The sequence below is a fragment of the Streptomyces sp. NRRL B-3229 genome, assembly GCF_000719505.1.
In the GTDB taxonomy this organism is placed as follows: Bacteria; Actinomycetota; Actinomycetes; order Streptomycetales; family Streptomycetaceae; genus Streptomyces; species Streptomyces griseorubiginosus.
Genome location: NZ_JOGP01000014.1, coordinates 57,753 through 79,291, shown reverse-complemented (window position 1 = coordinate 79,291; position 21,539 = coordinate 57,753). Strand labels below are relative to the sequence as shown.

The 21,539-nt window shown below is 71.3% G+C and carries 22 protein-coding genes; 12 read left to right on the top strand and 10 right to left on the bottom strand.

Annotated features, from left to right (window positions below; all coding sequences use genetic code 11):
- The first annotated feature begins 13 nt into the window (after positions 1-13).
- The 4 genes from IF54_RS0123410 to IF54_RS0123395 all read left to right on the top strand — a co-directional run bounded on the left by IF54_RS0123410 (position 14) and on the right by IF54_RS0123395 (position 4,968).
- Positions 14-1,681, top strand: coding sequence for an ABC transporter substrate-binding protein (locus IF54_RS0123410; protein WP_030321816.1), 1,668 nt, complete (start codon positions 14-16; stop codon positions 1,679-1,681).
- Between the two features lie 72 nt (positions 1,682-1,753).
- On the top strand, positions 1,754-2,746 hold the full coding sequence (locus IF54_RS0123405; RefSeq protein WP_030321814.1) for an ABC transporter permease: 993 nt from the start codon (positions 1,754-1,756) through the stop codon (positions 2,744-2,746).
- 27 nt (positions 2,747-2,773) lie between these two features.
- Complete coding sequence (locus tag IF54_RS0123400) at positions 2,774-3,850, top strand: ABC transporter ATP-binding protein (protein ID WP_030321812.1); 1,077 nt, start codon at positions 2,774-2,776, stop codon at positions 3,848-3,850.
- Entirely contained in the window at positions 3,847-4,968 is a 1,122-nt protein-coding gene (locus IF54_RS0123395) for an ABC transporter ATP-binding protein (RefSeq protein ID WP_030321809.1), read from the top strand. The genes IF54_RS0123400 and IF54_RS0123395 overlap by 4 nt, the downstream gene beginning before the upstream one ends.
- On the opposite strand, the gene IF54_RS0123390 is transcribed toward IF54_RS0123395, so the two are convergent.
- Both IF54_RS0123390 and IF54_RS0123385 read right to left on the bottom strand, forming a co-directional pair.
- On the bottom strand, positions 4,869-5,972 hold the full coding sequence (locus IF54_RS0123390) for a hypothetical protein (RefSeq protein ID WP_037820433.1): 1,104 nt from the start codon (positions 5,970-5,972) through the stop codon (positions 4,869-4,871). The genes IF54_RS0123395 and IF54_RS0123390 overlap by 100 nt on opposite strands.
- A 22-nt stretch (positions 5,973-5,994) precedes the next feature.
- Complete coding sequence (locus tag IF54_RS0123385; RefSeq protein ID WP_030321805.1) at positions 5,995-7,353, bottom strand: dipeptidase; 1,359 nt, start codon at positions 7,351-7,353, stop codon at positions 5,995-5,997.
- A 244-nt stretch (positions 7,354-7,597) separates the two neighbouring features.
- Here IF54_RS0123385 and IF54_RS0123380 point away from each other — a divergent pair, with 244 nt between their 5' ends.
- Entirely contained in the window at positions 7,598-8,803 is a 1,206-nt protein-coding gene (locus tag IF54_RS0123380) for a geranylgeranyl reductase family protein (protein ID WP_051735509.1), read from the top strand.
- On the opposite strand, the gene IF54_RS0123375 is transcribed toward IF54_RS0123380, so the two are convergent.
- A complete protein-coding gene (locus IF54_RS0123375) occupies positions 8,793-9,242 on the bottom strand; it encodes a nitroreductase family deazaflavin-dependent oxidoreductase (protein ID WP_030321802.1) in 450 nt (149 codons plus the stop codon). The two genes, IF54_RS0123380 and IF54_RS0123375, sit on opposite strands and share 11 nt — an antisense overlap.
- Positions 9,243-9,375: 133 nt before the next feature.
- Here IF54_RS0123375 and IF54_RS0123370 point away from each other — a divergent pair, with 133 nt between their 5' ends.
- The 3 genes from IF54_RS0123370 to IF54_RS0123360 all read left to right on the top strand — a co-directional run bounded on the left by IF54_RS0123370 (position 9,376) and on the right by IF54_RS0123360 (position 12,094).
- Positions 9,376-10,068, top strand: a complete 693-nt coding sequence (locus IF54_RS0123370) for a TetR/AcrR family transcriptional regulator (protein WP_030321801.1) — start codon at positions 9,376-9,378, stop codon at positions 10,066-10,068.
- Positions 10,069-10,220: 152 nt separating this feature from the next.
- The gene (locus IF54_RS0123365; protein ID WP_030321800.1) at positions 10,221-11,432 is read left to right on the top strand and encodes a sensor histidine kinase; all 1,212 of its coding nucleotides are present in this window, start codon (positions 10,221-10,223) and stop codon (positions 11,430-11,432) included.
- The gene (locus tag IF54_RS0123360) at positions 11,429-12,094 is read left to right on the top strand and encodes a response regulator (protein ID WP_030321799.1); all 666 of its coding nucleotides are present in this window, start codon (positions 11,429-11,431) and stop codon (positions 12,092-12,094) included. Before IF54_RS0123365 ends, IF54_RS0123360 begins: the two co-directional genes overlap by 4 nt.
- Here the strand turns inward: IF54_RS0123360 and IF54_RS0123355 are convergent.
- The gene (locus IF54_RS0123355) at positions 12,055-12,342 is read right to left on the bottom strand and encodes a DUF6332 family protein (RefSeq protein ID WP_030321797.1); all 288 of its coding nucleotides are present in this window, start codon (positions 12,340-12,342) and stop codon (positions 12,055-12,057) included. The two genes, IF54_RS0123360 and IF54_RS0123355, sit on opposite strands and share 40 nt — an antisense overlap.
- A gap of 101 nt (positions 12,343-12,443) precedes the next feature.
- On the bottom strand, positions 12,444-13,931 hold the full coding sequence (locus IF54_RS0123350) for an MFS transporter (protein ID WP_030321795.1): 1,488 nt from the start codon (positions 13,929-13,931) through the stop codon (positions 12,444-12,446).
- Positions 13,932-14,017: 86 nt separating this feature from the next.
- Between IF54_RS0123350 and IF54_RS0123345 the strand changes: the two genes are divergently transcribed.
- On the top strand, positions 14,018-14,398 hold the full coding sequence (locus tag IF54_RS0123345) for a MarR family winged helix-turn-helix transcriptional regulator (RefSeq protein ID WP_030321793.1): 381 nt from the start codon (positions 14,018-14,020) through the stop codon (positions 14,396-14,398).
- 70 nt (positions 14,399-14,468) lie between these two features.
- Here the strand turns inward: IF54_RS0123345 and IF54_RS0123340 are convergent, their stop codons facing one another.
- Together IF54_RS0123340 and IF54_RS0123335 are read right to left on the bottom strand one after the other, a co-directional pair.
- Positions 14,469-15,203: a maleylpyruvate isomerase family mycothiol-dependent enzyme gene (locus IF54_RS0123340; RefSeq protein ID WP_030321791.1), complete on the bottom strand. Its 735-nt coding sequence runs from the start codon at positions 15,201-15,203 to the stop codon at positions 14,469-14,471.
- A 35-nt stretch (positions 15,204-15,238) separates the two neighbouring features.
- Positions 15,239-16,234: a LysR family transcriptional regulator gene (locus IF54_RS0123335; RefSeq protein WP_030321788.1), complete on the bottom strand. Its 996-nt coding sequence runs from the start codon at positions 16,232-16,234 to the stop codon at positions 15,239-15,241.
- A 50-nt stretch (positions 16,235-16,284) separates the two neighbouring features.
- On the opposite strand from IF54_RS0123335, the gene IF54_RS0123330 reads away from it, so the two are divergent.
- Positions 16,285-16,980 carry a type 1 glutamine amidotransferase domain-containing protein gene (locus tag IF54_RS0123330; RefSeq protein ID WP_030321786.1) on the top strand — a complete coding sequence of 232 codons (696 nt, stop codon included), beginning with the start codon at positions 16,285-16,287 and terminating at the stop codon, positions 16,978-16,980.
- A gap of 75 nt (positions 16,981-17,055) precedes the next feature.
- Here IF54_RS0123330 and IF54_RS0123325 read toward each other — a convergent pair whose 3' ends face one another.
- A complete protein-coding gene (locus IF54_RS0123325; protein WP_051735503.1) occupies positions 17,056-17,676 on the bottom strand; it encodes a TetR/AcrR family transcriptional regulator in 621 nt (206 codons plus the stop codon).
- 159 nt (positions 17,677-17,835) lie between these two features.
- Here IF54_RS0123325 and IF54_RS0123320 point away from each other — a divergent pair, with 159 nt between their 5' ends.
- Both IF54_RS0123320 and IF54_RS0123315 read left to right on the top strand, forming a co-directional pair.
- Complete coding sequence (locus tag IF54_RS0123320; protein WP_030321782.1) at positions 17,836-18,171, top strand: hypothetical protein; 336 nt, start codon at positions 17,836-17,838, stop codon at positions 18,169-18,171.
- An 84-nt stretch (positions 18,172-18,255) separates the two neighbouring features.
- The gene (locus tag IF54_RS0123315; protein ID WP_030321781.1) at positions 18,256-19,395 is read left to right on the top strand and encodes a hypothetical protein; all 1,140 of its coding nucleotides are present in this window, start codon (positions 18,256-18,258) and stop codon (positions 19,393-19,395) included.
- Between the two features lie 263 nt (positions 19,396-19,658).
- Here IF54_RS0123315 and IF54_RS0123310 read toward each other — a convergent pair whose 3' ends face one another.
- Complete coding sequence (locus tag IF54_RS0123310) at positions 19,659-19,883, bottom strand: LexA family protein (RefSeq protein ID WP_030321780.1); 225 nt, start codon at positions 19,881-19,883, stop codon at positions 19,659-19,661.
- Positions 19,884-20,080: 197 nt separating this feature from the next.
- The gene (locus IF54_RS0123305) at positions 20,081-21,247 is read right to left on the bottom strand and encodes an MFS transporter (RefSeq protein WP_030321779.1); all 1,167 of its coding nucleotides are present in this window, start codon (positions 21,245-21,247) and stop codon (positions 20,081-20,083) included.
- Between the last annotated feature and the right edge of the window lie 292 nt (positions 21,248-21,539).

Here is a 21,539-nt window from a genome sequence, read left to right as displayed (position 1 = left end):
GGAGTGTTACCTCATGACGCGCAGAAGGCGCTCGATCGCGCTCACGGCCACCGCCGTGGCGATCGCCCTGGGGGCCACCGCATGCGGAGGCTCCTCCAGCACCAGCGGAAGCGGCTCCCCGGCCAAGGGCGGCACCCTGACCGTCCTCGACCACGCAGACTTCGACCACCTCGACCCCCAGCGCGTCTACACGACCGAGGGTTCGAGCATGGACCAGGAGCTCGTGCGCACCCTGACCGGCTGGGACGAGACGGGCTCGACGCCCAGGCTGGTCGGCGACCTGGCCACCGACACCGGAACGCCCAGCGCGAACGACACGGTGTGGACCTTCCACCTGCGCAAGGGCGTCACCTGGCAGGACGGCACGGCGGTCACCTCGCAGGACGTCAAGTACGGCGTCGAGCGGACCTTCTCACCCGACATCAACGGCGGCCCGCCGTACGCCAGTCAGTGGCTGGTCGGCGGCTCCTCCTACAAGGGCCCCTACTCGGGCAAGGAACTCGCCTCCATCCAGACGCCCGACGCGTCCACCATCGTCTTCCACCTGAACCAGCCGGTCGCCGACTTCAACCAGACGACCGCCATGCCCGGTTGGTCGGGGGTGCCCAAGGCGCACGACACCGGCGCCACGTACGACACGCACGTCTGGTCCGACGGGCCGTACATGATCAAGTCGTACACCAAGAACAAGGAACTCGTCCTCGTCAGGAACACCCACTGGAAGCAGTCGACCGACCCGATCCGGCAGCAGAACGTCAACGAGATCGACGTGCAGCTCGGCCAGGACCAGTCGGCGATCGACCAGCAGATCAAGTCCGACGCGGGCACCGCCCAGACCTCGATCATGCAGTGGCCGATCGCGGGTTCCGACCTGACGACGATCACCAATGACCCGTCCCTGAAGTCACGCCTCTACAACATCCCGGCGCCCGGCATCAACTACCTGGCCATCAACACCACCCGGACCAAGAACCTGAAGGTCCGTCAGGCCATCGAGTACGCGATCGACAAGACCACCGTCCGCGGCGCGTTCGGCGGTTCGGCGTACGGCGCCTACGCGAGCACCATGCTCAGCCCCGGCATCGGCGGCTACCAGAAGTTCAACTTCTACAGCGCCGACCCCGCCGGGGACCTCACCAAGGCCAAGGCGCTGATGAAGCAGGCCGGCGACCCCAAGCTCACCATGTCGCTCGCGGTCGAGAACACCCCCACCCTGGAGCACTTCGGCGACGCCGTGAAGACCTCGCTCGCGAAGATCGGCATCACGGTGAACATCACCCCGATCGACGCGGCGAACTACTTCAGCAACATCGACAACGTCAAGAACCAGTACGACCTCACCTGGGGCGACTGGATCGCGGACTGGCCGAACGCCTCCACCGTGCTGCCCGTCCTCTTCGACGGACGTCAGATCGCGAAGCTGCCGCAGTCCAACCAGGACCTGTCGTACCTGAACGACCCGGCCGTCAACGCGCAGATCGACAAGATCGCCAAGATGACGGACGTCAAGCAGGCCGACGCCGCCTACGGCGCCCTCGACCAGCAGATCATGAAGGACGCCGCTGTGATCCCGCTGATGTACATGAAGTTCAGCGATCTGGCGGGCTCCAAGGTCGGCGGAGTCATCTCGGACCCGATCCTCGCCGAGCCCAGCCTGGTCCACGTCTACGTCAAGAGCTGACGCACCCCTCCCAGCCCCGCCGGCGGTCCCGGCCGGCGGGGCACCCCCTCTCACGTCAGGGTCCAGCACGACATGCTTCGTTACCTCATCCGGCGCCTGCTGGCAGCGGTCGCGATCCTCCTGGTGATCACCGTGATCACCTTCGTGATCTTCTTCGCGCTGCCGTCCGACCCCGCCCTCCTGGCCTGCGGCAAGACCTGTTCGCCGTCCCGGCTGGCCGAGATCAAGCATTCGCTGGGGCTCGACCAGACCTTCCTCAAGCAGTTCTGGGAGTTCTTCAAGGGACTCTTCGTCGGCCGGGACTTCGGCGACGAGAGCGTGCACATTCACTGCGGCGCGCCCTGCCTCGGCATCTCCTTCCAGACCGACACCCCGGTCCTGACCACCCTCCTCGACGACTTCCCCGCCGACCTCTCGCTGGGTCTCGGCGCGGCGGTGTTCTTCCTGATCCTGGGCGTCGGCCTTGGCACGGTCGCCGCCGTCCGCCGGGGCAAGGCCGCGGACAAGGCGGCGGTGGGACTCGCCCTGCTCGGTGTCTCCGTGCAGATCTACTTCGTCGGACTGCTGCTGCTCTACCTGTTCGTCGACAAGTGGCAGATCCTGCCAGCCTCCGGCTACACCCCGATCACCCAGGACCCGGGCGCCTGGTTCCAGGGGCTGATCCTGCCCTGGTTCACCCTGGTCATCGTCTACCTCGCGCTGTACACCCGGCTCACCCGCTCCTCCATGCTGGAGGTCTTCGCCGAGGACTACATGCGCACCGCCCGCGCCAAGGGCCTGTCGAGTCGGCGCGTCGTCCTCAAGCACGGTCTGCGGGCCGCGATCACCCCGATCATCACCATCTTCGGCATGGACGTCGGCTCGCTGATCGGCGGCTCCGCGGTCATCACCGAGTCGGTGTTCGGCATCAACGGCATCGGCAAGCTCGCGGTCGACTCGGTACAGAACTCCGACCTGCCGGTCATCCTCGGCACCACGCTCTTCGCGGCCACCTTCGTCGTCCTCGCCAACGTGGTCGTCGACGTGGTCTACGGCCTCATCGACCCCCGTGTCCGCCTCGCCTGAGCCCCTCACCCGCAGCAAGGAAAGCCCGTGTCCCTCCTGACCTCACCGCAACCGGCGGCCGCCGACGACGCGGCCGCGCCCTTCCTCGACGTACGGGACCTGCGTGTGCACTTCCCCACCGAGGACGGGATCGTCAAGTCCGTCGACGGCGTCTCCTTCACCCTGGAGAAGGGCAGCACTCTCGGCATCGTCGGAGAGTCCGGCTCGGGGAAGTCGGTCACCTCGCTGGCCCTGCTCGGACTGCACAAGGGCACGCGCGCCCAGGTCTCCGGCGAGATCCGCCTGGACGGACGGGAGTTGGTCTCCCTGCCCGAGCACGCCATGCGCTCGCTGCGCGGCCGTACCGTCTCCATGATCTTCCAGGATCCGCTGTCCGCGCTGCACCCCTACTTCACCGTCGGCGCCCAGATAGCCGAGGCCTACCAGGTCCACCACAAGGTCTCCAGGAAGGAGGCCCGGGAGCGGGCCGTGGAGATGCTGAAGCGGGTCGGCATCCCGCAGCCCGAGCGCCGGGTGCGGGACTACCCCCATCAGTTCTCCGGCGGTATGCGCCAGCGCGCCATGATCGCCATGGCGCTGGTCTGCGACCCCGAACTGCTCATCGCCGACGAGCCCACCACCGCCCTGGACGTCACCGTCCAGGCGCAGATCCTGGACCTGATCCGGGACCTCCAGGAGGAGTTCGGCTCCGCGGTCATCCTCATCACCCACGACCTCGGGGTGGTGGCCGACATCGCCGACGACATCCTGGTGATGTACGGCGGCCGCCGCATCGAGTACGGCACCGTCCACGACGTCCTCAAGGAGCCCCAGCACCCCTACACCTGGGGCCTGTTGGAGTCCATGCCGCAGATCACCGGGGACGTCGGACGCCGGCTGAACCCGATCGCGGGTTCTCCGCCGAGTCTGATCAACCCACCCCCCGGCTGCGCCTTCCACCCCCGCTGCACCTACAAGGGCTGGGTGCCCGACGGGCGTTGCGCGGTCGACCGGCCCGAGCTGGTGGCCGTCCCCGGCACCGGACGGCACCTCGCCGCCTGCCACCTCACCCCCGAGACCCGGCAAGAGATCCGCGTCCGTACGGCCACGGGGGCCGCGCAGTGAGCGCGGCGGACGAACAGGAGCAGCCCGTGAGCACCACCCAGCCCGCCGTCGGGGAGCACCTGCTCGAAGTCAGCGGCCTCACCAAGCACTTCCCGATCCGCCGCGGGATCGTCTTCCAGCGGCAGATCGGGGCCGTGCACGCCGTCGACGGCATCGACTTCACGGTCGGCGCGGGCCAGTCGCTCGGACTGGTCGGCGAGTCCGGCTGCGGCAAGTCGACCACGGGCCGGCTCATCACCCGGCTGCTGGAACCCACGGCCGGGAAGGTGATGTTCGACGGGGAGGACATCACCCACACCCCGGAGAACCGGATGAAGGAGGCCCGCCGCAACCTCCAGATGATCTTCCAGGACCCGTACTCGTCCCTGAACCCCCGGCACACGGTCGGCACGATCGTCGAGACGCCGATGCGGCTCAACGACATCAACCCGCCGCAGGGGCACAAGAAGCGCGCCCAGGAACTCCTGGAGACCGTCGGCCTCAACCCCGAGCACTACAACCGCTACCCGAACGAGTTCTCCGGCGGCCAGCGCCAGCGCATCGGGATCGCCCGCGCCCTCGCACTGCGGCCCAAGCTGATCGTGGCCGACGAGCCGGTCTCCGCACTGGACGTGTCCATCCAGGCGCAGATCGTCAACCTGCTCCAGGACCTCCAGCGGGAACTGGGCATCGCGTTCGTCTTCATCGCCCACGACCTCGCCGTCGTACGGCACTTCTGCGAGCGGGTCGCGGTGATGTACCTCGGCAAGATCGTCGAGGTAGCCGACCGGCAGACCCTTTACACCGGGCCCCGGCACCCCTACACCCACGCGCTGCTGTCCGCGGTCCCCGAGGCCGACCCGGACGCCGTGCACCGGCGCGAGCGCATCCGGCTCGCCGGGGACGTGCCCTCACCGGTCGACCCGCCCTCCGGCTGCCGCTTCCGCACCCGCTGCTGGAAGGCCCAGGAGCGGTGCGCGACCGAGGAACCGCCGCTGGTACGGCTCGGGGGCAACGCGGAGGGCCACTTGACGGCCTGTCACTTCCCGGAGGAGCCGAGCGTCGAGGCACGCGCCGAGGACATCGTGCTCGACCCGGCGCTGACGGCCCTGGAGGACAACGCGTCAGCCGCCTCGTGAGGGTAGGGAGTCAGCCGGCTCTCCTGCTCCAGGCGCCGGTTGAAGTCCCCCACGACGACGGCGAGCCGGGCGTGACGTGAGATGAGCTCGGCGGCGGCCCGGGGGATCCCCTCTGGCCGCCTGCCGTCCGCGCATGCGCGAATGAAGTCCTCGCGCTCGTCCCGGTCGAGGCCGTACTGGTCGACGACCAGCCAGTGGACGAGGTACGAGAAGACGTAGGCGCGGTCGTAGGGGCAATGCCGGTCGAAGAAGTCGCGTTCCCGCGGGTCGAGTCGGAAGCGGCCGGACAGGGAGAGGCCGTAGTCGGTCAGGTGGAGCCGGTGCCCGTCGGTGAGGATGTTGCGGAAGTGGGCGTCGAAGTGGACGAGTTGCTGCTCCCGCAGGAATCCGGTGACGGCGTCGAGCCCCTGCTCCACCAGGGCGCAGGCCGAGTCGGCGTCGTCCGTGCGCAGTTGTGCGTGGAACCAGTCGTGGAGGGTGTGCGGCACATACTCCAGGAACAGGGTGAGGCTCGCGGACGCGGTTCGCAGCGCTTCGAGGCGGTCACGTCCGCCGCCCCAGTAGGCCACGGTCCGCTCCCCGTCGGCGAGTTCCTCGGGCAGCGGCTGCGGAGTGTCGGGAAGCACGCGCCAGTGGTGGAGCAGCGGAAACCCCGGGAAGCGGCCCGACCGGACCCAGTTCGTCGTCATCTCGTGCACGGCCAGCTCTCGCCAGGCGCCGAAGCCGGGGCTGCCGATCGCACCGAAGCCGTAGTGGCAGTGGACCGGCAGGTCGAAGACGTTCGCTGTGGAGCGGACGTGGTGCGGGCGGAGTTCGGTGTCGGTGAGCGGTACCCGCTTCACGAACACCTGCACCCCGTCCATCTCCAACAGCACCGCCCGCCCGCCGATACCGGTACCGGCGGGCGTACCCGACGCCACCAGCTCCGCGAGGTCGCCGTCGCTCAGGAGCGCGAAGGTGGTGGCGAGGTCGGCGTGGGTGCTCAGGCGCGCGGGGGAGGTCATGCCTTCAGGATCGGCCCCCGGATCAGCTTGCCGCGTAGTTGCGCAGGAACAGGGCCTCCGCGATCGACAGGCGCTCCAGCTCCTGCGGGGAGACGCTTTCGTTCACGGCGTGGATCTGGGCCGCCGGCTCGCTGAGGCCGATGAGGAGGATCTCCGCGTGCGGGTAGAGCGCCGCGAGGGTGTTGCACAGGGGGATCGAGCCGCCCTGGCCGGCGTACTGCATCTCCTGGCCCGGGTAGGCCACCGCCATCGCGTCGGCCATCGCCGCGTAGGCCGGACTGGTGGTGTCCGCGCTGAACGGCTGGCCCTGGCCGACCTGTTCGATGCTCACGCGGGCGCCCCACGGCGTGTGCGCCTCGATGTGGGCCCGGAGCAGCTTGTTCGCCTCGGCCGCGTCGATGCCCGGCGGCACCCGCAGGCTGACCAGGGCGCGGGCGCTCGCCTGCACGGACGGGGTGGCGCCGACCACCGGCGGGCAGTCGATGCCGAGGACCGTGACCGCCGGGCGGGCCCAGATGCGGTCGGCGACCGTGCCGTCGCCGATCAGCTCGACGCCGTCCAGGACCTTCGCGTCCTTGCGGAACTGCTCCTCGTCGTACGCGAGGCCCTCCCAGGACGCGTCCGGGGTGAGCCCGTCGATCGTGGTCGAACCGTCCTTCGCGCGCAGCGAGTCCAGGACCCGGATCAGCGCCGCCAGCGCGTCCGGGGCGGCACCGCCGAACTGGCCCGAGTGGAGGTTGCCCTCCAGGGTGTCGATCCGGACCCGCATCATGGTCATGCCGCGCAGGGTCGCGGTCACCGTCGGCAGACCGGTGCGGAAGTTGCCCGCGTCGCCGATGACGACGGCGTTCGCGTCAAGGAGCCCGGGGTGCGCCTCCGCGTACCGCTCCAGGCCGCCCGTGCCCTGCTCCTCCGAGCCCTCGGCGATGAACTTGACGTGCACCGGGATCCCGCCGTCGGCCTTGAGGGCGCGCAGCGCGAGCAGGTGCATGATCAGCCCGCCCTTGCAGTCGGCGGCCCCGCGCCCGTACCAGCGGCCGTCCTCCCGCTCGGTGAGCTCGAAGGGCGGGGTCTGCCAGCCCGCCTCGTCCAGCGGGGGCTGCACGTCGTAGTGGGCGTAGAGCAGGACGGTCTTCGCGCCCTCGGGGCCCGGCAGGTAGCCGTAGACCGACTGGGTGCCGTCCGGGGTGTCGAGCAGGGCCACGTCCTGGAAACCCTCGGCGGTGAGCGCGTCCGCGACCCAGTTCGCGGCGGCCTCGCTCTCGCTCCTCGGGAACTGCTCGAAGTCCGCCACCGACCTGAACGCCACCAGTTCGGTGAGCTCCGCCCGCGCCCTCGGCATCAGCGAGGCGACGGTCTCGGCGACCGGATTCGACGACATGGGCACGCTCCTTGTGGGTGCGACGTTGTACCTGTGAGTGCCGTAGATCCTCCCACAGTGGGTTGTGGGCGGGCCCGCCGTAGGATGCGGGAGACAGGTGCGGCAGCGGCTTGATCAGGAGCAGTAGACCATCGTGAGCAGCGAGAACTCTTCGGCGGGCGATCCTTCGACGGACGGCTCTTCGGCGGCCGGCCCCTCGGCGGGCGGCTCCCCGGCGGACGGCGCCCGGGACGAGGCGCAGCGGGTGTGGGACGTCGTCGTGGTGGGCGCGGGACCCGCGGGGGCCTCGGCCGCCTACGCGGCAGCGGTCACGGGACGGCGGGTGCTGTTGCTGGAGAAGGCCGAGCTGCCGCGGTACAAGACGTGCGGCGGCGGCATCATCGGCCCCTCGCGGGACGCGTTGCCGCCCGGCTTCGAGCTGCCCTTCCGGGACAAGGTGCACGCGGTCACCTTCTCGAACAACGGCCGGTTCACCCGCACCCGCCGCTCCAAGCAGATGCTGTTCGGGCTGATCAACCGGCCCGAGTTCGACCAGCAGCTCGTCGAGCACGCGCAGAAGGCGGGCGCCGAGTTGCGCACCGGCGTCACCGTGCAGCGCGTCGAGCAGCACGGCTCGGCGGTGCCCGACCGGCGCACGGTCGCGGTGGTGCTCCAGGGCGGCGAGACCGTCCTCGCTCGGGCGGTCGTCGGGGCCGACGGCAGCGCCAGCCGGATAGGAGCGCATGTCGGGGTCAAGCTCGACCAGGTCGACCTCGGTCTGGAGTCGGAGATTCCGGTGCCGGAGACCGTCGCCGAGGACTGGAAGGGGCGGGTTCTCATCGACTGGGGCCCGATGCCCGGCAGTTACGGCTGGGTCTTCCCGAAGGGGGACACCCTGACGGTCGGCGTGATCTCGGCGCGCGGTGAAGGCGCGGCCACCAAGCGGTACCTGGAGGACTTCGTCGCGCGGCTCGGCCTCGCGGGGTTCGAACCGAGCATCTCCTCGGGCCACTTGACCCGCTGCCGTGCCGACGACTCGCCGCTCTCGCGCGGGCGGGTGCTGGTGTGCGGCGACGCGGCGGGGCTGCTGGAGCCGTGGACCCGTGAGGGCATCTCCTTCGCGCTGCGCTCCGGCCGGCTCGCGGGGGAGTGGGCGGTACGGATCGCGGAGGCCCATGACGCGGTCGACGCCCGGCGCCAGGCGCTGAACTACGCGTTCGCCATCAAGGCGGGGCTCGGCGTCGAGATGAGCGTCGGCAAGCGGATGCTGACCGCGTTCGAGCGCCGCCCCGGCCTCTTCCACGCGGCGCTGACGGGTTTCCGGCCCGCGTGGAACGCGTTCAAGGAGATCACCCAGGGCGCGACCTCGCTGGGTGAGCTGGTCCGGGGACGGCCGATGGCCCAGCGGGCGCTGGCGGCGCTGGACCCGCGTCCCGCGGTGGCCCCCGAGGGCGGGGAGGTCAGTTCTTGACCGTGATGCGGAACACGGGGTGGTCGGGCGCGATGCGGCGCAGTTCGGCGTCGGGGGAGTCGGGGCCGACCCCCTTGAAGAAGACGCCGACCTCGGCCTTCCAGCGCTTGAGGTAGGCACGCAGGAGCGGGACCTTGTCGTCGTCGCTCACCTCGGTCGCGGTGAAGACCTCCACATGCTTGCCGAGGTGCAGTTCGCCGCCGCCGGCCGCGCGCATGTTGTGCGTCCACTGGACATGGCCGCGCGGCGCCACCAGGTACTGCCGGCCCTCCACCGTCAGCAGGTTCACCGGGGTGGTCCGCCACTCGCCGCTCTTGCGGCCGCGGACCGCCAGGACACGGGACCCCCAGACGCTGAGGCCTCGGCGGGTGAGCCAGGCCACCATGCGGTTGAAGACGTTGACCGTGAACCAGCCGGGCTTCTGGACGTGCGTGGACATGAGGATCCCCCATTGTTTGAGAGAGCAGTGCTCTCGTTTTCGTTGGCATCAGTCTGCATGGATCGGCATGGCAAAGCAAGAGCAGTGCTCTCGATTGTGTGCACCGCTCTCTGTCTGTGCGAGACTGAAGCCCATGAGCACCACACAGGGCGCCCGGGCCCGCGCCCGGATCGAAGTCACCGCAGCCATCAAGGACGAGGCGCGCCGCCAGCTCGCGGCCGAGGGGGCGGCCAAGCTCTCGCTGCGGGCCGTGGCGCGCGAGCTGGGGATGGTCTCCTCCGCGCTGTACCGCTACTTCCCGAGCCGCGACGAACTGCTCACCGCGCTGATCATCGACGCGTACGACTCGCTGGGGGAGAGCGCGGAACGGGCCCATGAGGCGGCAGCGGGAGGGGAACCGCTGGACCGGTGGGTCGCGGTGTGCGAGGCGGTCCGCGGCTGGTCCCTCGACCATCCGCACGAGTACGCGCTGATCTACGGCTCCCCCGTCCCCGGCTACACCGCGCCGCAGACGACGGTCCCGCCCGCCGCCCGGGTCGGCCTCCTCCTGATCGGTGTGGTGCGCGACGCCCACCACACCCCGGGCGGCCTGCGCCCTCTTCCCCCGCTGCCCGAGGAACTCCGCCCCGAGGCCGACCGCGTCGCCGCCGACCTCGCTCCCGACCTCCCGCCCGAGGCGGTCACGGCCCTGGTGGCGGCCTGGTCCCAGCTCTACGGCCTGGTCGGCTTCGAGCTCTTCGGCCAGTTCAACCGGGTCGTGGAGGACCGCGCTCCGTTCTTCCGCCATGCGGTACGGCAGCTGGGGTGGGGCGTGGGGCTGCGGTAGGGCTTTCGGGCGCGTCGCACGGGCCTGCGGCTCGCGTGGGTCCCACCGTCCTACGACGCGGGTACCTGCGGCTCCCGTACTTCGCCAGGAGTACGGGTGATCACCCCGCTCAGAGGACGCCCGGACCGGTACGGGGCCCTAGCGTGGCTGTCATGGACGGTGTGCGGGGCATGCGGGGGGATCGTTCGCCGTGGTGGCAACGGTTCGGGGGTGAGCGGCGGCAGAGCCGGTGGCCGTGGGTGTCCACCCTGCTGCTGACCCTCTTCGTGCTCGTGGGGTCGAACTTCGCGGCCCACCAGCAGGCCGGGGCACAGGCACTCGATCCGTTCGCGCGGGCGCTCCTGGTGATCGGCTCGGGGCTGCTGCTGTGGCGGCACCGGCACCCGGTCCTCGTCGTGTTCGGGACCGCGGTCGCCGCCGTGCTGTACCTGGGCGCCGGGTATCCCTACGGGCCCGTCTTCCTCCCCGTCGCCCTCGCCTGCTTCGGCGCCGTCGTGGCCGGACACCGCAAGGCCGCCTGGAGCGCGCTCGGAATGCTCTGGGCCGGGCACGTCCTGGTCGCCCACTGGCTGTACCGGTGGCTGCCGCCGGACCACGACTCCGCCGCGCCCTGGGGACAGGAGGGCGTGGTCGCGGCCTGGGTGGTCGCGATCGTCGCCGTGTCGGAGCTGGCCCGCACCCGGCGCGAACAGTGGGCCCGGGAACGCGCCGAACGCACCCGGGCCGCCCGGCGCCGGGCCGACGAGGAACGGCTGCGGATCGCCCGCGAACTCCACGACGTCCTCGCGCACAGCATCTCCGTGATCAACGTCCAGGCGGGCGTCGGCCTCGCCCTCCTCGACTCCGACCCCGAACAGGCCCGCACCGCGCTCACCACCATCAAGGCCGCCAGCAAGGAGGCGCTCGGCGAGGTCCGCCAGGTCCTCGACACCCTGCGCGCCCCGGGCGACGCGCCCCGCGCCCCCGCCCCGGGGCTCGACCGCCTCCCCGAGCTGACCTCCCAGGCCGCGGCCGCCGGCCTCACCGTCGAAGTGACGGGAACGGCACCGCCCCTGCCGCCCGGCGCCGACCTGGCCGCCTTCCGCATCGTCCAGGAGGCGCTCACCAACGTCGTACGGCACTCGGGATCGCGGCACGCCCGCGTGCGGCTCGATCACGACAAGGACGCCCTACGGCTCCGTATCGACGACGACGGACCCGCGACCGGCGCCGACGCGGGCGGCAGCGGCAACGGCCTGGCCGGAATGCGGGAGCGGGCCGCGGCGCTCGGTGGCACCATCGAGGCGGGCCCGCGTCCCGACGGAGGGTTCCGGGTGCTCGCCGTACTGCCGCTCAAGGTGAAGGCCAAGGAGGACGACCGGTGATCCGCGTACTGCTCGCCGACGACCAGTCACTCGTGCGGGCGGGCTTCCGGGCGCTGCTCGACGCCCAGCCGGACATCGAGGTGGCCGGGGAGGCCTCCGACGGCGAGGAGGCGGTCCGCAAGGTGCGTGAACTGCGGCCCGACATCGTCCTGATGGACATCCGGATGCCGCTGCTCGACGGCCTCGCCGCGACCCGGCGCGTCACGGAGGACACCGCTCTCGGCGAGGTGAAGGTGGTCGTGCTCACCACCTTCGAACTGGACGAGTACGTCTTCGAGGCGATCCGCTCCGGAGCCTCCGGCTTCCTCGTCAAGGACACCGAACCGGAGGAACTCCTGCGTGCCGTGAGGGCGGTGGTCGGCGGGGACGCGCTGCTCTCCCCGGGGGTGACCCGCCGTCTGATCGCCGAGTTCGCGGCCCGCTCCAAGGAGCCCGCGGCCGACGGGGCCCTCGCCGAACTCACCGAGCGGGAACGGGAGGTGATGGCGCTGGTCGGTATCGGCCTGTCCAACGACGAGATCGCCCGGCGCCTGGTCGTCAGCCCCCTGACCGCCAAGACCCACGTGAGCCGCACGATGGTCAAGCTCGGCGCACGCGACCGGGCCCAACTGGTGGTGCTGGCCTACGAGTCGGGACTGGTGCGGCCGGGCTGGCTGGGCTGAGCGCCCTCCCGCCGGAACCGCACCAGCACGCTCACGACCCGCGCAAAGAAGAGCAGGGGAGCGAGGACGAGTCCCGCGCGGAGCAGCAACAGCTCGACGGAGCGCGGAAGTTCGAACAGCAGCGCAGGTCCGGCCACCGCCCCGAACAGCACCGCGGCCGCGAACAGCGCGCTGCACAGGGCGTATCCGATCTCCACGGTGATGGCATCCCGCTCGGCCTGGCTCCTGCGTCCCCCGTACGTCTCCATCCCCGAAGTCTCACAGCCGTGCGCCCGGCCGAGCAAGCATGCTCCGCCGGGCGCACGGTGTCGGAGGCGTCCCCCTAGTCCCCCTAGTCGCGCTAGTCGCGCTAGTCGCGTACGGCGACGCGCTCCGCCTCCCGCGCAGTGGACTTGGCGACCACGACCGACGGCTGCGGCCGGCGCGCGGTGCGGACTCCCGTGAGGGTGATCAGCAGTCCGGCCGCGGCTACGGCCGTGACCACGATCAGTCCGGGGCGGTAGCTGTCGAGGACGGCCTGCGGGGTGGCGTGCTCGGGGGCGCCCGCGGTCACCACGGCGGTCACGACGGCCAGGAAGATCGCACCGCCCACCTGGACCGAGGTGTTGAGCAGCCCGGAGACCATGCCCTGCTCGTGGTCCTCGACGCCGTTGGTGGCCTGGATGTTCAGCGAGGGGAAGACCAGCGCGCAGGCGGCGCCGATGAGCAGCATCGACGGCAGGATCGCGGCGGCGTACACGGGGCTGAGGTCGACGCCCAGGAACAGCGCGTACCCGACGACCATCAGTGCGAAGCCGGCCGGGATCAGCCGGTGGGTGCCGAACCGGTCGACGATCGAGCCGACCTTCGTGGAGGACACCGCCACCAGCGCGCCGGCGGGCAGGAAGGCCAGCGCGGTGTGCAGCGCCGACCAACCGAGCAGTGACTGCATGTACAGGGTCACCAGGAACTGGAAGCCGACGTACGAGCCGAAGAAGGCCATGGCGCCGAGCTGGGCCCGGAGCTGGGTGCCGGAGCGCAGCACCCCGAGGCGGATCAGCGGGCCCGGCGAGCGCCGCTCGACCCGGACGAACACGGTGAGCAGGACGGCCACGGCGAGGAAGGACAGCAGCGTGCGGGCGGAGGCCCAGCCGGACTCCGGGGCCTGGACGACGGTGAAGACCAGCAGCAGCATCGAGGCGGTGCCGAGTACGGCGCCGGGGACGTCGTAGCCGTTGTGGTCCTTCTCCCGGGCGCTGCGCGGCAGCAGCTTCAGGCCGGCGACCAGGGCGAGGAGCGCGATCGGGGCGGGCAGCAGCATGGTCAGCCGCCAACTGGCCTCGGTGAGCAGGCCGGAGAGCACCAGGCCCATGGAGAAGCCGGTGGCGGCGCAGGTGGTGTAGATGGAGAGCGCGCGATTGCGCAGCGGGCCCTCGGGGAACGTCGTGGTGATGATGGACAGGCCCGCGGGCGCGGTGAAGGCGGCGCTCAGGCCCTTGATGAAGCGGCTGGCGATCAGCAGCGGTCCCGAGTCGACGAGGCCGCCGAGCAGCGAGGCGACCGCGAAGACGCCGAGGGCCACCAGGAAGACCTGACGGCGCCCCAGCAGGTCGGCGGCCCGGCCGCCCAGGAGCAGGAGACCGCCGTAACCGAGGATGTAGCCGCTGACGATCCATTGCAGCGTCGAGGTGGAGAGGTCCAGGTCGGCGCCGATGGAGGGCAGGGCGACGCCGACCATCGACACGTCCAGCGCGTCCAGGAACATGGCGGCGCACAGCACCAGCAGGGTGCCCCAGAGCCTGGGTGTCCAGCGGACCGCTGAGGAAGGGTCCGCGGGGGTGGTGAGCGGAGAGGTCATGCCGAGGACACTACATGCGTATGCATCGAATGCAAACGCATTTAATTCCGATGCAATAATCTGCGTTCTCTGCTACGGTGCCGCGCATGGTGGCGAAGAAGCCCGGGCGGGAGCTGGCGGAGCAGTGGCGGGACATCCTGGCCCTGCACGCGCGCACGCAGTGCGAACTGGACCGCGCGCTGCACGGCCACGGCCTGTGCGCGAGTGACTTCGAGGTGCTGGACGTACTGGCCGACGGCGACTGCGCCTACCGGGTCCAGGAGATCTCCGAGCGCGTCCACCTGAGCCAGAGCGCCCTGTCCCGGCTGATCGCCCGCCTGGAGAAGGACGGCCTCGTCGAACGCGGGATGTGCGCGGAGGACCGCCGGGGCGTCCGGGTGTCGCTCACCCCGAAGGGACGCGCGCTGCATGGCGACGTCCTTCCGGTGCAGCGCGCGGTCCTCACCAGGATGCTGGAGCCCTCCTAGTCCCCGGCGGCCTTCCTGTCCCCGGCGGCCGACTTGGTCCACGGCGGCCCTCCTGGCCCCGGCGGCCCTGTCAGTCCACGGCGGACCGCTGCCGCCAGAACTCGGCGACCGAGGCGTCCCCGGTCACGCGGGGGAACGGCAGCCGGTTCCACATCGCCAGATACAGGTCCGCCGCCGGCCCGGACACCTCGCAGTCGGCGGGCCCCTGCTCGCCGCGCTCCGCCGCGGGCGGCTCCTCGGTCAGTCGTACGGTCCACACCGCGCCGTCGGTGTCGTTCGCCCGCACCCGCAGGACCCGGGGCTCGGCGCTGCGGGCCCCGCTCTTGGTGCGGGCGTGGAACCCGCGCAGCAACTCGTCGATGCCGTCGGCCGCGAAGTCCTGCCCGAGTCCGCCGGAGGTGCCGCCGTGGGCCGCCTCCGCGTCGAAGCGGTGCACGGCCGTCTCGTGCGCCTGGCGCCGGGCCCAGAACGCCAGCGGTGAGGGGGCCGGCAGGAAGTGCCAGCACTCCACGTCGGGTGCCGCCGAGTCGAGCGTGTCGACCAGACGGCGGTGGCCGGTGCGGAACCAGGTCAGCAATTCCTCACCGTCCAGGGCGGGTTCTTCGGCCATGGGGCGGAACGCGGTGTGTCCCTCGGCCACGAACGCGGTCGCCCAGCGATGCACCACCCCCGTGTGCCGGAGCAGATCCCGTACCTGCCACTCCGGGCAGGTCGGCACCTTGGCGTCGGTGCCCGCCTGCTCTGCGGCGGACGCCAGCGACCGGCCTTCCCGCTCCAGGATCCGGATGAACTCGGCTGTCTCCATGGGGGGAGTGTGCCCCACGGCGGCGCCCGGCGGGACTACCAGTCGCGGGCCGCCGCCAGCAGGTGGTCGCGGACCACGGCCACGTGCGGGTTGCCGGAGGTGCCGGGACGCTGCACCAGGAAGCTGGTGTTGATGGGCGGGTCCTCGGGATCGTGCAGCAGGACCAGTGATCCCGACGCCAGTTCGGCGGCGCACAGGTAGCGGGGCAGCACGGTGAATCCGGTGCCGCCGACGACGGCGGCCTTCACCGCGTTCAGGTCGGGCATGGTCACCTCGGGCTGCCGCACCAGGCGCCCTCCGAACACGTGCCGCCAGTACCGGCGCACGATGGGCAGGTCCTCGGCGTAGGCGACGAGGGGGACGGCGTGCAGGGCGGCCTGGAGGCGGGCGGTGGTGCCGGGTCGCTCCGCTCGGGCGGGGGAGGCGAGCCGTTCCGTCCGCGTGGCGGTGAGCCGGTCCGCCTGGGTGGGGGACGTGACCAGGACGAACTCCTCGTCGGTCAGGGGCAGGGCCGTGAGGGCGCGGCCGCGGGGCCGGTAGGTGGCGATCACCAGGTCGTGCCGGCCCGCGCGCAGATCCTCCAGGAGCGGTTCGGTCAGACCCGGCGTGATGCGCAGCCGTACCCCCGCGTCCACCAGCGGAGCCAGCCCCGGCAGCACGCAGCGGGACAGCAGCTCGGCGGGGCCGGCCAGGTGCACCGGCTCGGCCGGGGTGTCGTCCGTGCCGTCGGCCGGCCCGGCGACCGCGGCCAGCTCGTCCAGGGGCCGCACGAGCCGGGCGGCGAGCTCGTCCGCGTGCGGTGCCGGGGTCACGCCCCGCGCCTGGCGCTCGAACAACTCGTGGCCCAACTGTCTTTCCAGACTGCGGATCTGAGTGGTGACCGTGGGCTGCGAGAGGCCGAGAAGTCGGGCGGCGGCGGTGAAGGAGCCGGTGCGGTGGACCGTCAGGAACGTCCGCAGCAGATTCAGGTCCAGCGGTGCGCCGACGCCCCGCACGGGCTCTCCGGAGCCATTGGTGTTCCTATCCCTCATATGCGCCAGCCTATTGGCCCGCCCAGGCGGGGCGGGGCTACGGTTTCACCATGTCGAAGATCCTTTTTGTGATGACCGGCGCCGACCACTGGACGCTGGCCGACGGTTCGCAGCACCCCACCGGCTTCTGGGCCGAGGAGGCCGTCGCCCCGTACGAGGCCTTCAAGGCCGCCGGCCACGAGATCGTGGTGGCCACCCCCGGCGGAGTCGTACCGACCGTGGACAAGGGCAGCCTCGCCGCCGAGGTCAACGGCGGGCAGGAGAACGCCGACCGGATCGCCGGGGTGCTCGCCTCGGCCGCCGAACTCCAGCGGCCCCTGCGCCTGGAGGACGTCCGGCTCGACGACTACGCGGCCGTGTTCTACCCCGGCGGCCACGGGCCGATGGAGGACCTGGCGGTCGACGCGGACTCCGGCCGGCTGCTCACCGCCGCCCTGGAGAGCGGCAAGCCCCTCGGTGTCGTCTGCCACGCTCCCGCCGCGCTGCTCGCCGCGACCGGCGCCGACGGCTCCAACGCGTTCGCCGGGCGCCGGGTGGCCGCGTTCACCAACGCCGAGGAGACCCAGGCGGGCCTCGCCGACAAGGCCAAGTGGCTGCTCCAGGACCGGCTCACCGAGGCGGGTGTGCTGGTCGACGCGGCCGAGCCGTGGGCTCCGCACGTGATCGTCGACGGCAACCTGGTGACCGGGCAGAACCCGGCGTCCTCCGCGCCGCTCGCTGTCGAACTGCTGAAGAAGCTGGGCTGAGGCCCCGGGGCGGGGCGGGCGGTCGGCCCGAGGCCGGGGGCGCCTGCCCGCCTCGTCGGCCGCCTGGGGAGGCGCTCAGATGTCCAGGGCGGGCAGAACAACCGCGTCGACGTAGTCCCGGACGAAGGCGGGGTCGGCCGGCTCGGCCTCCGCCAGCTGGTGGGCGAGCAGCAGGCCGACGAGCGTGTGCGGGACGAAGCGCAGGGCCGGGGTGTCCGGGGAGACCTCACCCCGCTCGACGGCATGTCCCAACATCTCGGCGAGAGCGGTCAGTTCGGGGAACACGAACAGCTCGCGCAGCGCCTCGAGCAGGTCGGGGTGGGCGGGGGAGACCTGGACGAGCCCGCGCAGCAGTGCGGTGTCCCGCTCCATCCGCCGCTTGCTCAACCGGTCCACCACCGCCAGGAAGTCGCCGCGCAGCGAGCCGGTGTCGATACCGGCCAGGGCGACCGGCTTCTCGTGGCGCAGCGCCTCGGCGACCAGCTGCGGCTTTCCCGTCCACTGACGGTAGAGAGTGGCCTTGCTGCACCGGGTGCGGGCGGCGACGGCCTCCATGGTGAGACCGTCGTAGCCGACCTCCCGCAGCAGGTCGAGGACGGCCGTGTACAGCTCCGCCTGCCGCGCCCGCGTCAGCTTGCTGCGGCGGCTGCCGGGGACGCGGGCGGTGCCGGTGCCGTCCCTGTCGCTGCCGACCATGCCCACCTCATCCAAACGAAACGGTTTCGTACACGTTCAGATTACTCCGCGGTTGTTCAATACGAAACCGTCCTGACGGTGCAGCGGGTCCCGGGGTGAGCCTCTGAAGCTCCTCAAGTCGCTTGGCGGGGGCGGGACATGACCGTCACGATGATCCGCATGCCAGGAATCACGGGACTGAACAAGAAACACAACTTCGTGCTGCTGCTCCGGGACGCCGACGTCGTCCGAGCGGCCCTGCGGCAGGCGCTGGCCGAGGCCACGCCCGAGGAGCGCCCCGGGCTGGAACGCGCCGCCGCCCTCGTCGAGTCCACCGCGGCCGCCACCGGGACGGACTTGCGCGCCCGCTGGGTCCGCTCCCGGCTGGCCGACGTCGGCTTCACGGGTGACATCACCTCGGTGGCGGCGGTGCGTGCGCTGCGGAAGGCGGAGCCGAAGCTGAGTCTGGCGGCCGCCGTCCAGCTGCGGGGGGAGGCGGTGGCTCACGCGGAGTGATGCAACGGGTAACTGATCGCGAACAGACCGCGCGGACCAGCCGTTCTTCCGCGCAGAACGGTTCCTTCCTGCGAAGCTCGGTGTGTGACGTACGTAGTGACTGTGGACACCCGCATCCCGGAAGGCACTCCGGAGATGGACCCCCTCCAGCGAGCGGGCGCCGTGGCGCTCCTCGAGGACGGATTCCAGTCCGTCAAGTCCCTGGAGGGCGCCGACGGTGCGGAAGCCGAGCTCCTCGACAGCATCGTGGCCGTCCACCCGGACGGCGCCCTGCTGAAGGTCTTCGTGGACGCTCCGGCGCTGGAGTTCGCCGAGGACGCGGTGCAGGTCCTGGTGGACGAACTGCTGGAACGTTCCGAACTGCTCGCGGACTGGCGGATCGAGCGCTGCGAGGTCGAACTCCACCAGGATCTCGCCAAGGAGAGCCTCGACGCCGCCGACGGTCCCGACGCCCCGCCCGACGACCCGGCCGCCCGCAAGGCCCGGCACACACAGCCCCCGGCCGGTGAGCGCGTCGGCGAGGAGTACGACGCGGACGTACGGGCCAAGTCCGTTCGGAACCGGATGTTGGAACTGGCGGATCAGCTGCGTTCGTTCCCTCCTGCCGTCTTCGGCGTGCTCGACGGCGCGGAGGGGCGGGAGGGTGAGGCCGGGGGCTTCTCCGTCTCGCCGGAGGGTGCCGCGCTCGTCGCCGGCGCGCTCGTCCTCGCGACCGACGTCCTGGTCGCCGAGCTGTTCGAGGACGTGCAGGTCCTGACGCAGGAGGACAGCAGCGTCGCCGAATGCGAGGGGCCCCTGTGGCACCTGGAGCGGCTGCCCGACCGGTACGCCCTGCGCTACGACGCCCTGTTCGCCCGCCGCTTCCTGGTGACCGTGATCGCCCTGACCACCCGCTTCACCGACGGAAGCTTCCGGCGGCCCGGCTGTGTGGCCGAGGAGCTCGCCCTGCGGTTCCTCCTGCGCGAGGCGACGGCGACCCTGGAGGTCTACGGCCTTCTCGACGACGACGTCTCGGCGGCGCTCGACGCCTTCGCCGGGCTCGTCTTCGAGGACATGGATCACGAGTGGCTCTACGACTGCTCGATGGACGCCGAGGACGAGGAGGCGCTCGGCAATCCCCTCGGGGTCGAACTCGTGGCGTTCGAGGAGTGGTTCACGCCGTTCGACGAGGGCCGGTACGTCCACCCGTCGGTGGCCGACGGTCCCGACGGGGCGCGCCGGTAGGGCTCCCGCTCTCCCCGGACCCGGAGCGCCCGGCTTCGGCCCGGTGCCCGGGCGGGGCGTCCACGGGCCGGCTCTCCACCAGCCGCTCGCCGTCCCCGGTCCGCTCGACCAGCAGGAGGTGTGCGGCCGGCATCCCGCCGTACGCGCCGATCCAGTCCCGGAACTTGTCGCGGGCCGTGGCCTCCCGGGACCACCAGCGTGCATCACCGGGCGGCCGCTGGAGGACACCTTGAGGTGGAAGCGCTGCGGATCGGGCGCGGGGGTCATGTGAGTCTGATCCCGCGCGGTCTGTGCGGCTCACGGGCGATGTATCCGAGCGCCTCGATCCGGCCCAGGTGGTAGTGCACGGAGGAACGGCTGCGCAGTCCGACCCACGCGCCGATCTCCCGAACGGTGGGGGCTTCGCCGCGCTCGGCGATCGACTCGCGGATGCAGCGCAGGATCTGCTCCTGGGTGCCGGTGAGGTAGTCGACCCTGTGGTTCGCCATGGTCGAATTAGATCGCGTGTTCGAATTTGGCGGCAAGTCGACATGATCGGTATGCGGGAGTGAGGGGGTGCGGTTGCCATGAGTCGGCAGGGAGCCGCTGGTCAGGGGTGCGTCCGGACAGTGAGTAAGTGGGTGATCGCCCAGGCTCCGCCAACCCCCGACACGCCTTGTCCCCGCCAACCCCCGACACGCCGTGTTCAGCCCGCCGCCCGGCGGGTCAGCAGGGCGATGGCCGCGGCCGTCGCGGCGAGGACCGCAACGCTGGTGAGGGCGGCGGGCAGGGAGAGCCAGTCGGCCATGAAACCGATCGCGGGCGGGCCGAGGAGCATGCCGCCGTAGCCGAGGGTGGAGGCGATCGCGACCCCGTCCGGTCCGGCCAGCCGGCCCGCACGCTCGACGGCGACGGGGAAAAGGTTGGCGAGGCCGAGCCCGGTGATCATGAAGCCGAGGAGTGCGGCCCAGACGGAGGGGGCGAGGGCGCCGAGCAGCATGCCGAGTGCGGCGGTGGTGCCGCCGCCCGCCAGCGTGCGGGTCTGGCCGAGGCGTTCGAGCAGCTTCGTGCCGGTCAGGCGGCCGATGGTCATGGCGAGCGCGAAGCAGGAGTAGCCGGCCGCGGCGACACCCGGTGCGGCGTCGAGGTCGTGCTCCAGGTGCAGCGCGCTCCAGTCGGCCAGGGCGCCCTCGCCGTAGGCCGTGCACAGGGCGATCAGGCCGAAGGTGATGACGAGACCGCGGGTACGGGGGTCCGGGCGGCGGGGTGCGGAGGGCGGGTGGCTGGTGTCCTCCGGAGCGCTCGGTGGCTGGACGCGCAGCAGGGTCCGGCCCGCGACGGCGGTGACGAGCAGCCCGATCACGCTGAGCCCGAGCAGGTGCCGGACGGGGGAGAGACTGCCGGCGACCAGTCCGCCGAGACCGGCGCCGATCATGCCCCCGAGACTGAAGGCGGCGTGGAAGCTGGGCATGATCGGCCGGCGCAGGGCAGTCACGAGATCGACGGCGGCGCTGTTGAACGCCACGTTTAGGCTGCCGTAGGCCGCGCCGAACAGCAGCAGGACGGTGCCGAGTGCCACCGCGGAGTGGGTCAGTGGCGGCAACGCGACGCTGAGGGAGAGCAGGACGGCGCAGGCGACGGTGACGCGGTGGGTGCCGTAGCGTCCGCACAGGCGGCCGGTCAGCATCATGGTGATCACCGCTCCGGCCGACACGCCGAGGAGGGCGAGGCCGAGGGCGCTGGCGGAGGCACCCGTCTGTTCCTTGATCGCGGGGATGCGGACGACCCATCCGGCGAAGATGAACCCATCGAGGGCGAAGAAGACGGTGAGGGCGATGCGGAGCCGGCCTAGGTCGCTGCGACGGCCCCGCACGGCGTTGTGCGACCGGGCTTTGTTTATTTGCGGCACAAAATCAGGGTAGGTGGGCGCTCGGTTGTGGGCAAGGGTGTTCGGTTGAGCGTTGAGCGGTGACGGGGGGCTTGGAGCGGAGGCGGGGCTGCGGCGGTTCGGGTACGCAGGTGTCTTGCACGGCGGTCTGGCCCAGCCTGTCCGCTTCGCTTCCACGTCAACGAATTCGCGCCGATCTGCATGTCGACTTCACTTCGGTGCCGTTGAGTCGACCGTGCCGGTGGGGATACTGGGGCCAGGCGGACGATCCGCCGCC

What these genes read in the sequence shown, in the direction of transcription:
- IF54_RS0123410 (WP_030321816.1), top strand. Translation starts at nt 14, where the DNA reads ATGACGCGCAGAAGGCGCTCGATCGCGCTCACGGCCACCGCCGTGGCG.
- IF54_RS0123405 (WP_030321814.1), top strand. Translation starts at nt 1,754, where the DNA reads ATGCTTCGTTACCTCATCCGGCGCCTGCTGGCAGCGGTCGCGATCCTC.
- IF54_RS0123390 (WP_037820433.1), bottom strand. Translation starts at nt 5,972, where the DNA reads ATGACCTCCCCCGCGCGCCTGAGCACCCACGCCGACCTCGCCACCACC.
- IF54_RS0123385 (WP_030321805.1), bottom strand. Translation starts at nt 7,353, where the DNA reads ATGTCGTCGAATCCGGTCGCCGAGACCGTCGCCTCGCTGATGCCGAGG.
- IF54_RS0123375 (WP_030321802.1), bottom strand. Translation starts at nt 9,242, where the DNA reads ATGTCCACGCACGTCCAGAAGCCCGGCTGGTTCACGGTCAACGTCTTC.
- IF54_RS0123370 (WP_030321801.1), top strand. Translation starts at nt 9,376, where the DNA reads ATGAGCACCACACAGGGCGCCCGGGCCCGCGCCCGGATCGAAGTCACC.
- IF54_RS0123365 (WP_030321800.1), top strand. Translation starts at nt 10,221, where the DNA reads ATGGACGGTGTGCGGGGCATGCGGGGGGATCGTTCGCCGTGGTGGCAA.
- IF54_RS0123355 (WP_030321797.1), bottom strand. Translation starts at nt 12,342, where the DNA reads ATGGAGACGTACGGGGGACGCAGGAGCCAGGCCGAGCGGGATGCCATC.
- IF54_RS0123350 (WP_030321795.1), bottom strand. Translation starts at nt 13,931, where the DNA reads ATGACCTCTCCGCTCACCACCCCCGCGGACCCTTCCTCAGCGGTCCGC.
- IF54_RS0123345 (WP_030321793.1), top strand. Translation starts at nt 14,018, where the DNA reads ATGGTGGCGAAGAAGCCCGGGCGGGAGCTGGCGGAGCAGTGGCGGGAC.
- IF54_RS0123340 (WP_030321791.1), bottom strand. Translation starts at nt 15,203, where the DNA reads ATGGAGACAGCCGAGTTCATCCGGATCCTGGAGCGGGAAGGCCGGTCG.
- IF54_RS0123335 (WP_030321788.1), bottom strand. Translation starts at nt 16,234, where the DNA reads ATGAGGGATAGGAACACCAATGGCTCCGGAGAGCCCGTGCGGGGCGTC.
- IF54_RS0123330 (WP_030321786.1), top strand. Translation starts at nt 16,285, where the DNA reads ATGTCGAAGATCCTTTTTGTGATGACCGGCGCCGACCACTGGACGCTG.
- IF54_RS0123325 (WP_051735503.1), bottom strand. Translation starts at nt 17,676, where the DNA reads ATGGTCGGCAGCGACAGGGACGGCACCGGCACCGCCCGCGTCCCCGGC.
- IF54_RS0123320 (WP_030321782.1), top strand. Translation starts at nt 17,836, where the DNA reads ATGCCAGGAATCACGGGACTGAACAAGAAACACAACTTCGTGCTGCTG.
- IF54_RS0123310 (WP_030321780.1), bottom strand. Translation starts at nt 19,883, where the DNA reads ATGGCGAACCACAGGGTCGACTACCTCACCGGCACCCAGGAGCAGATC.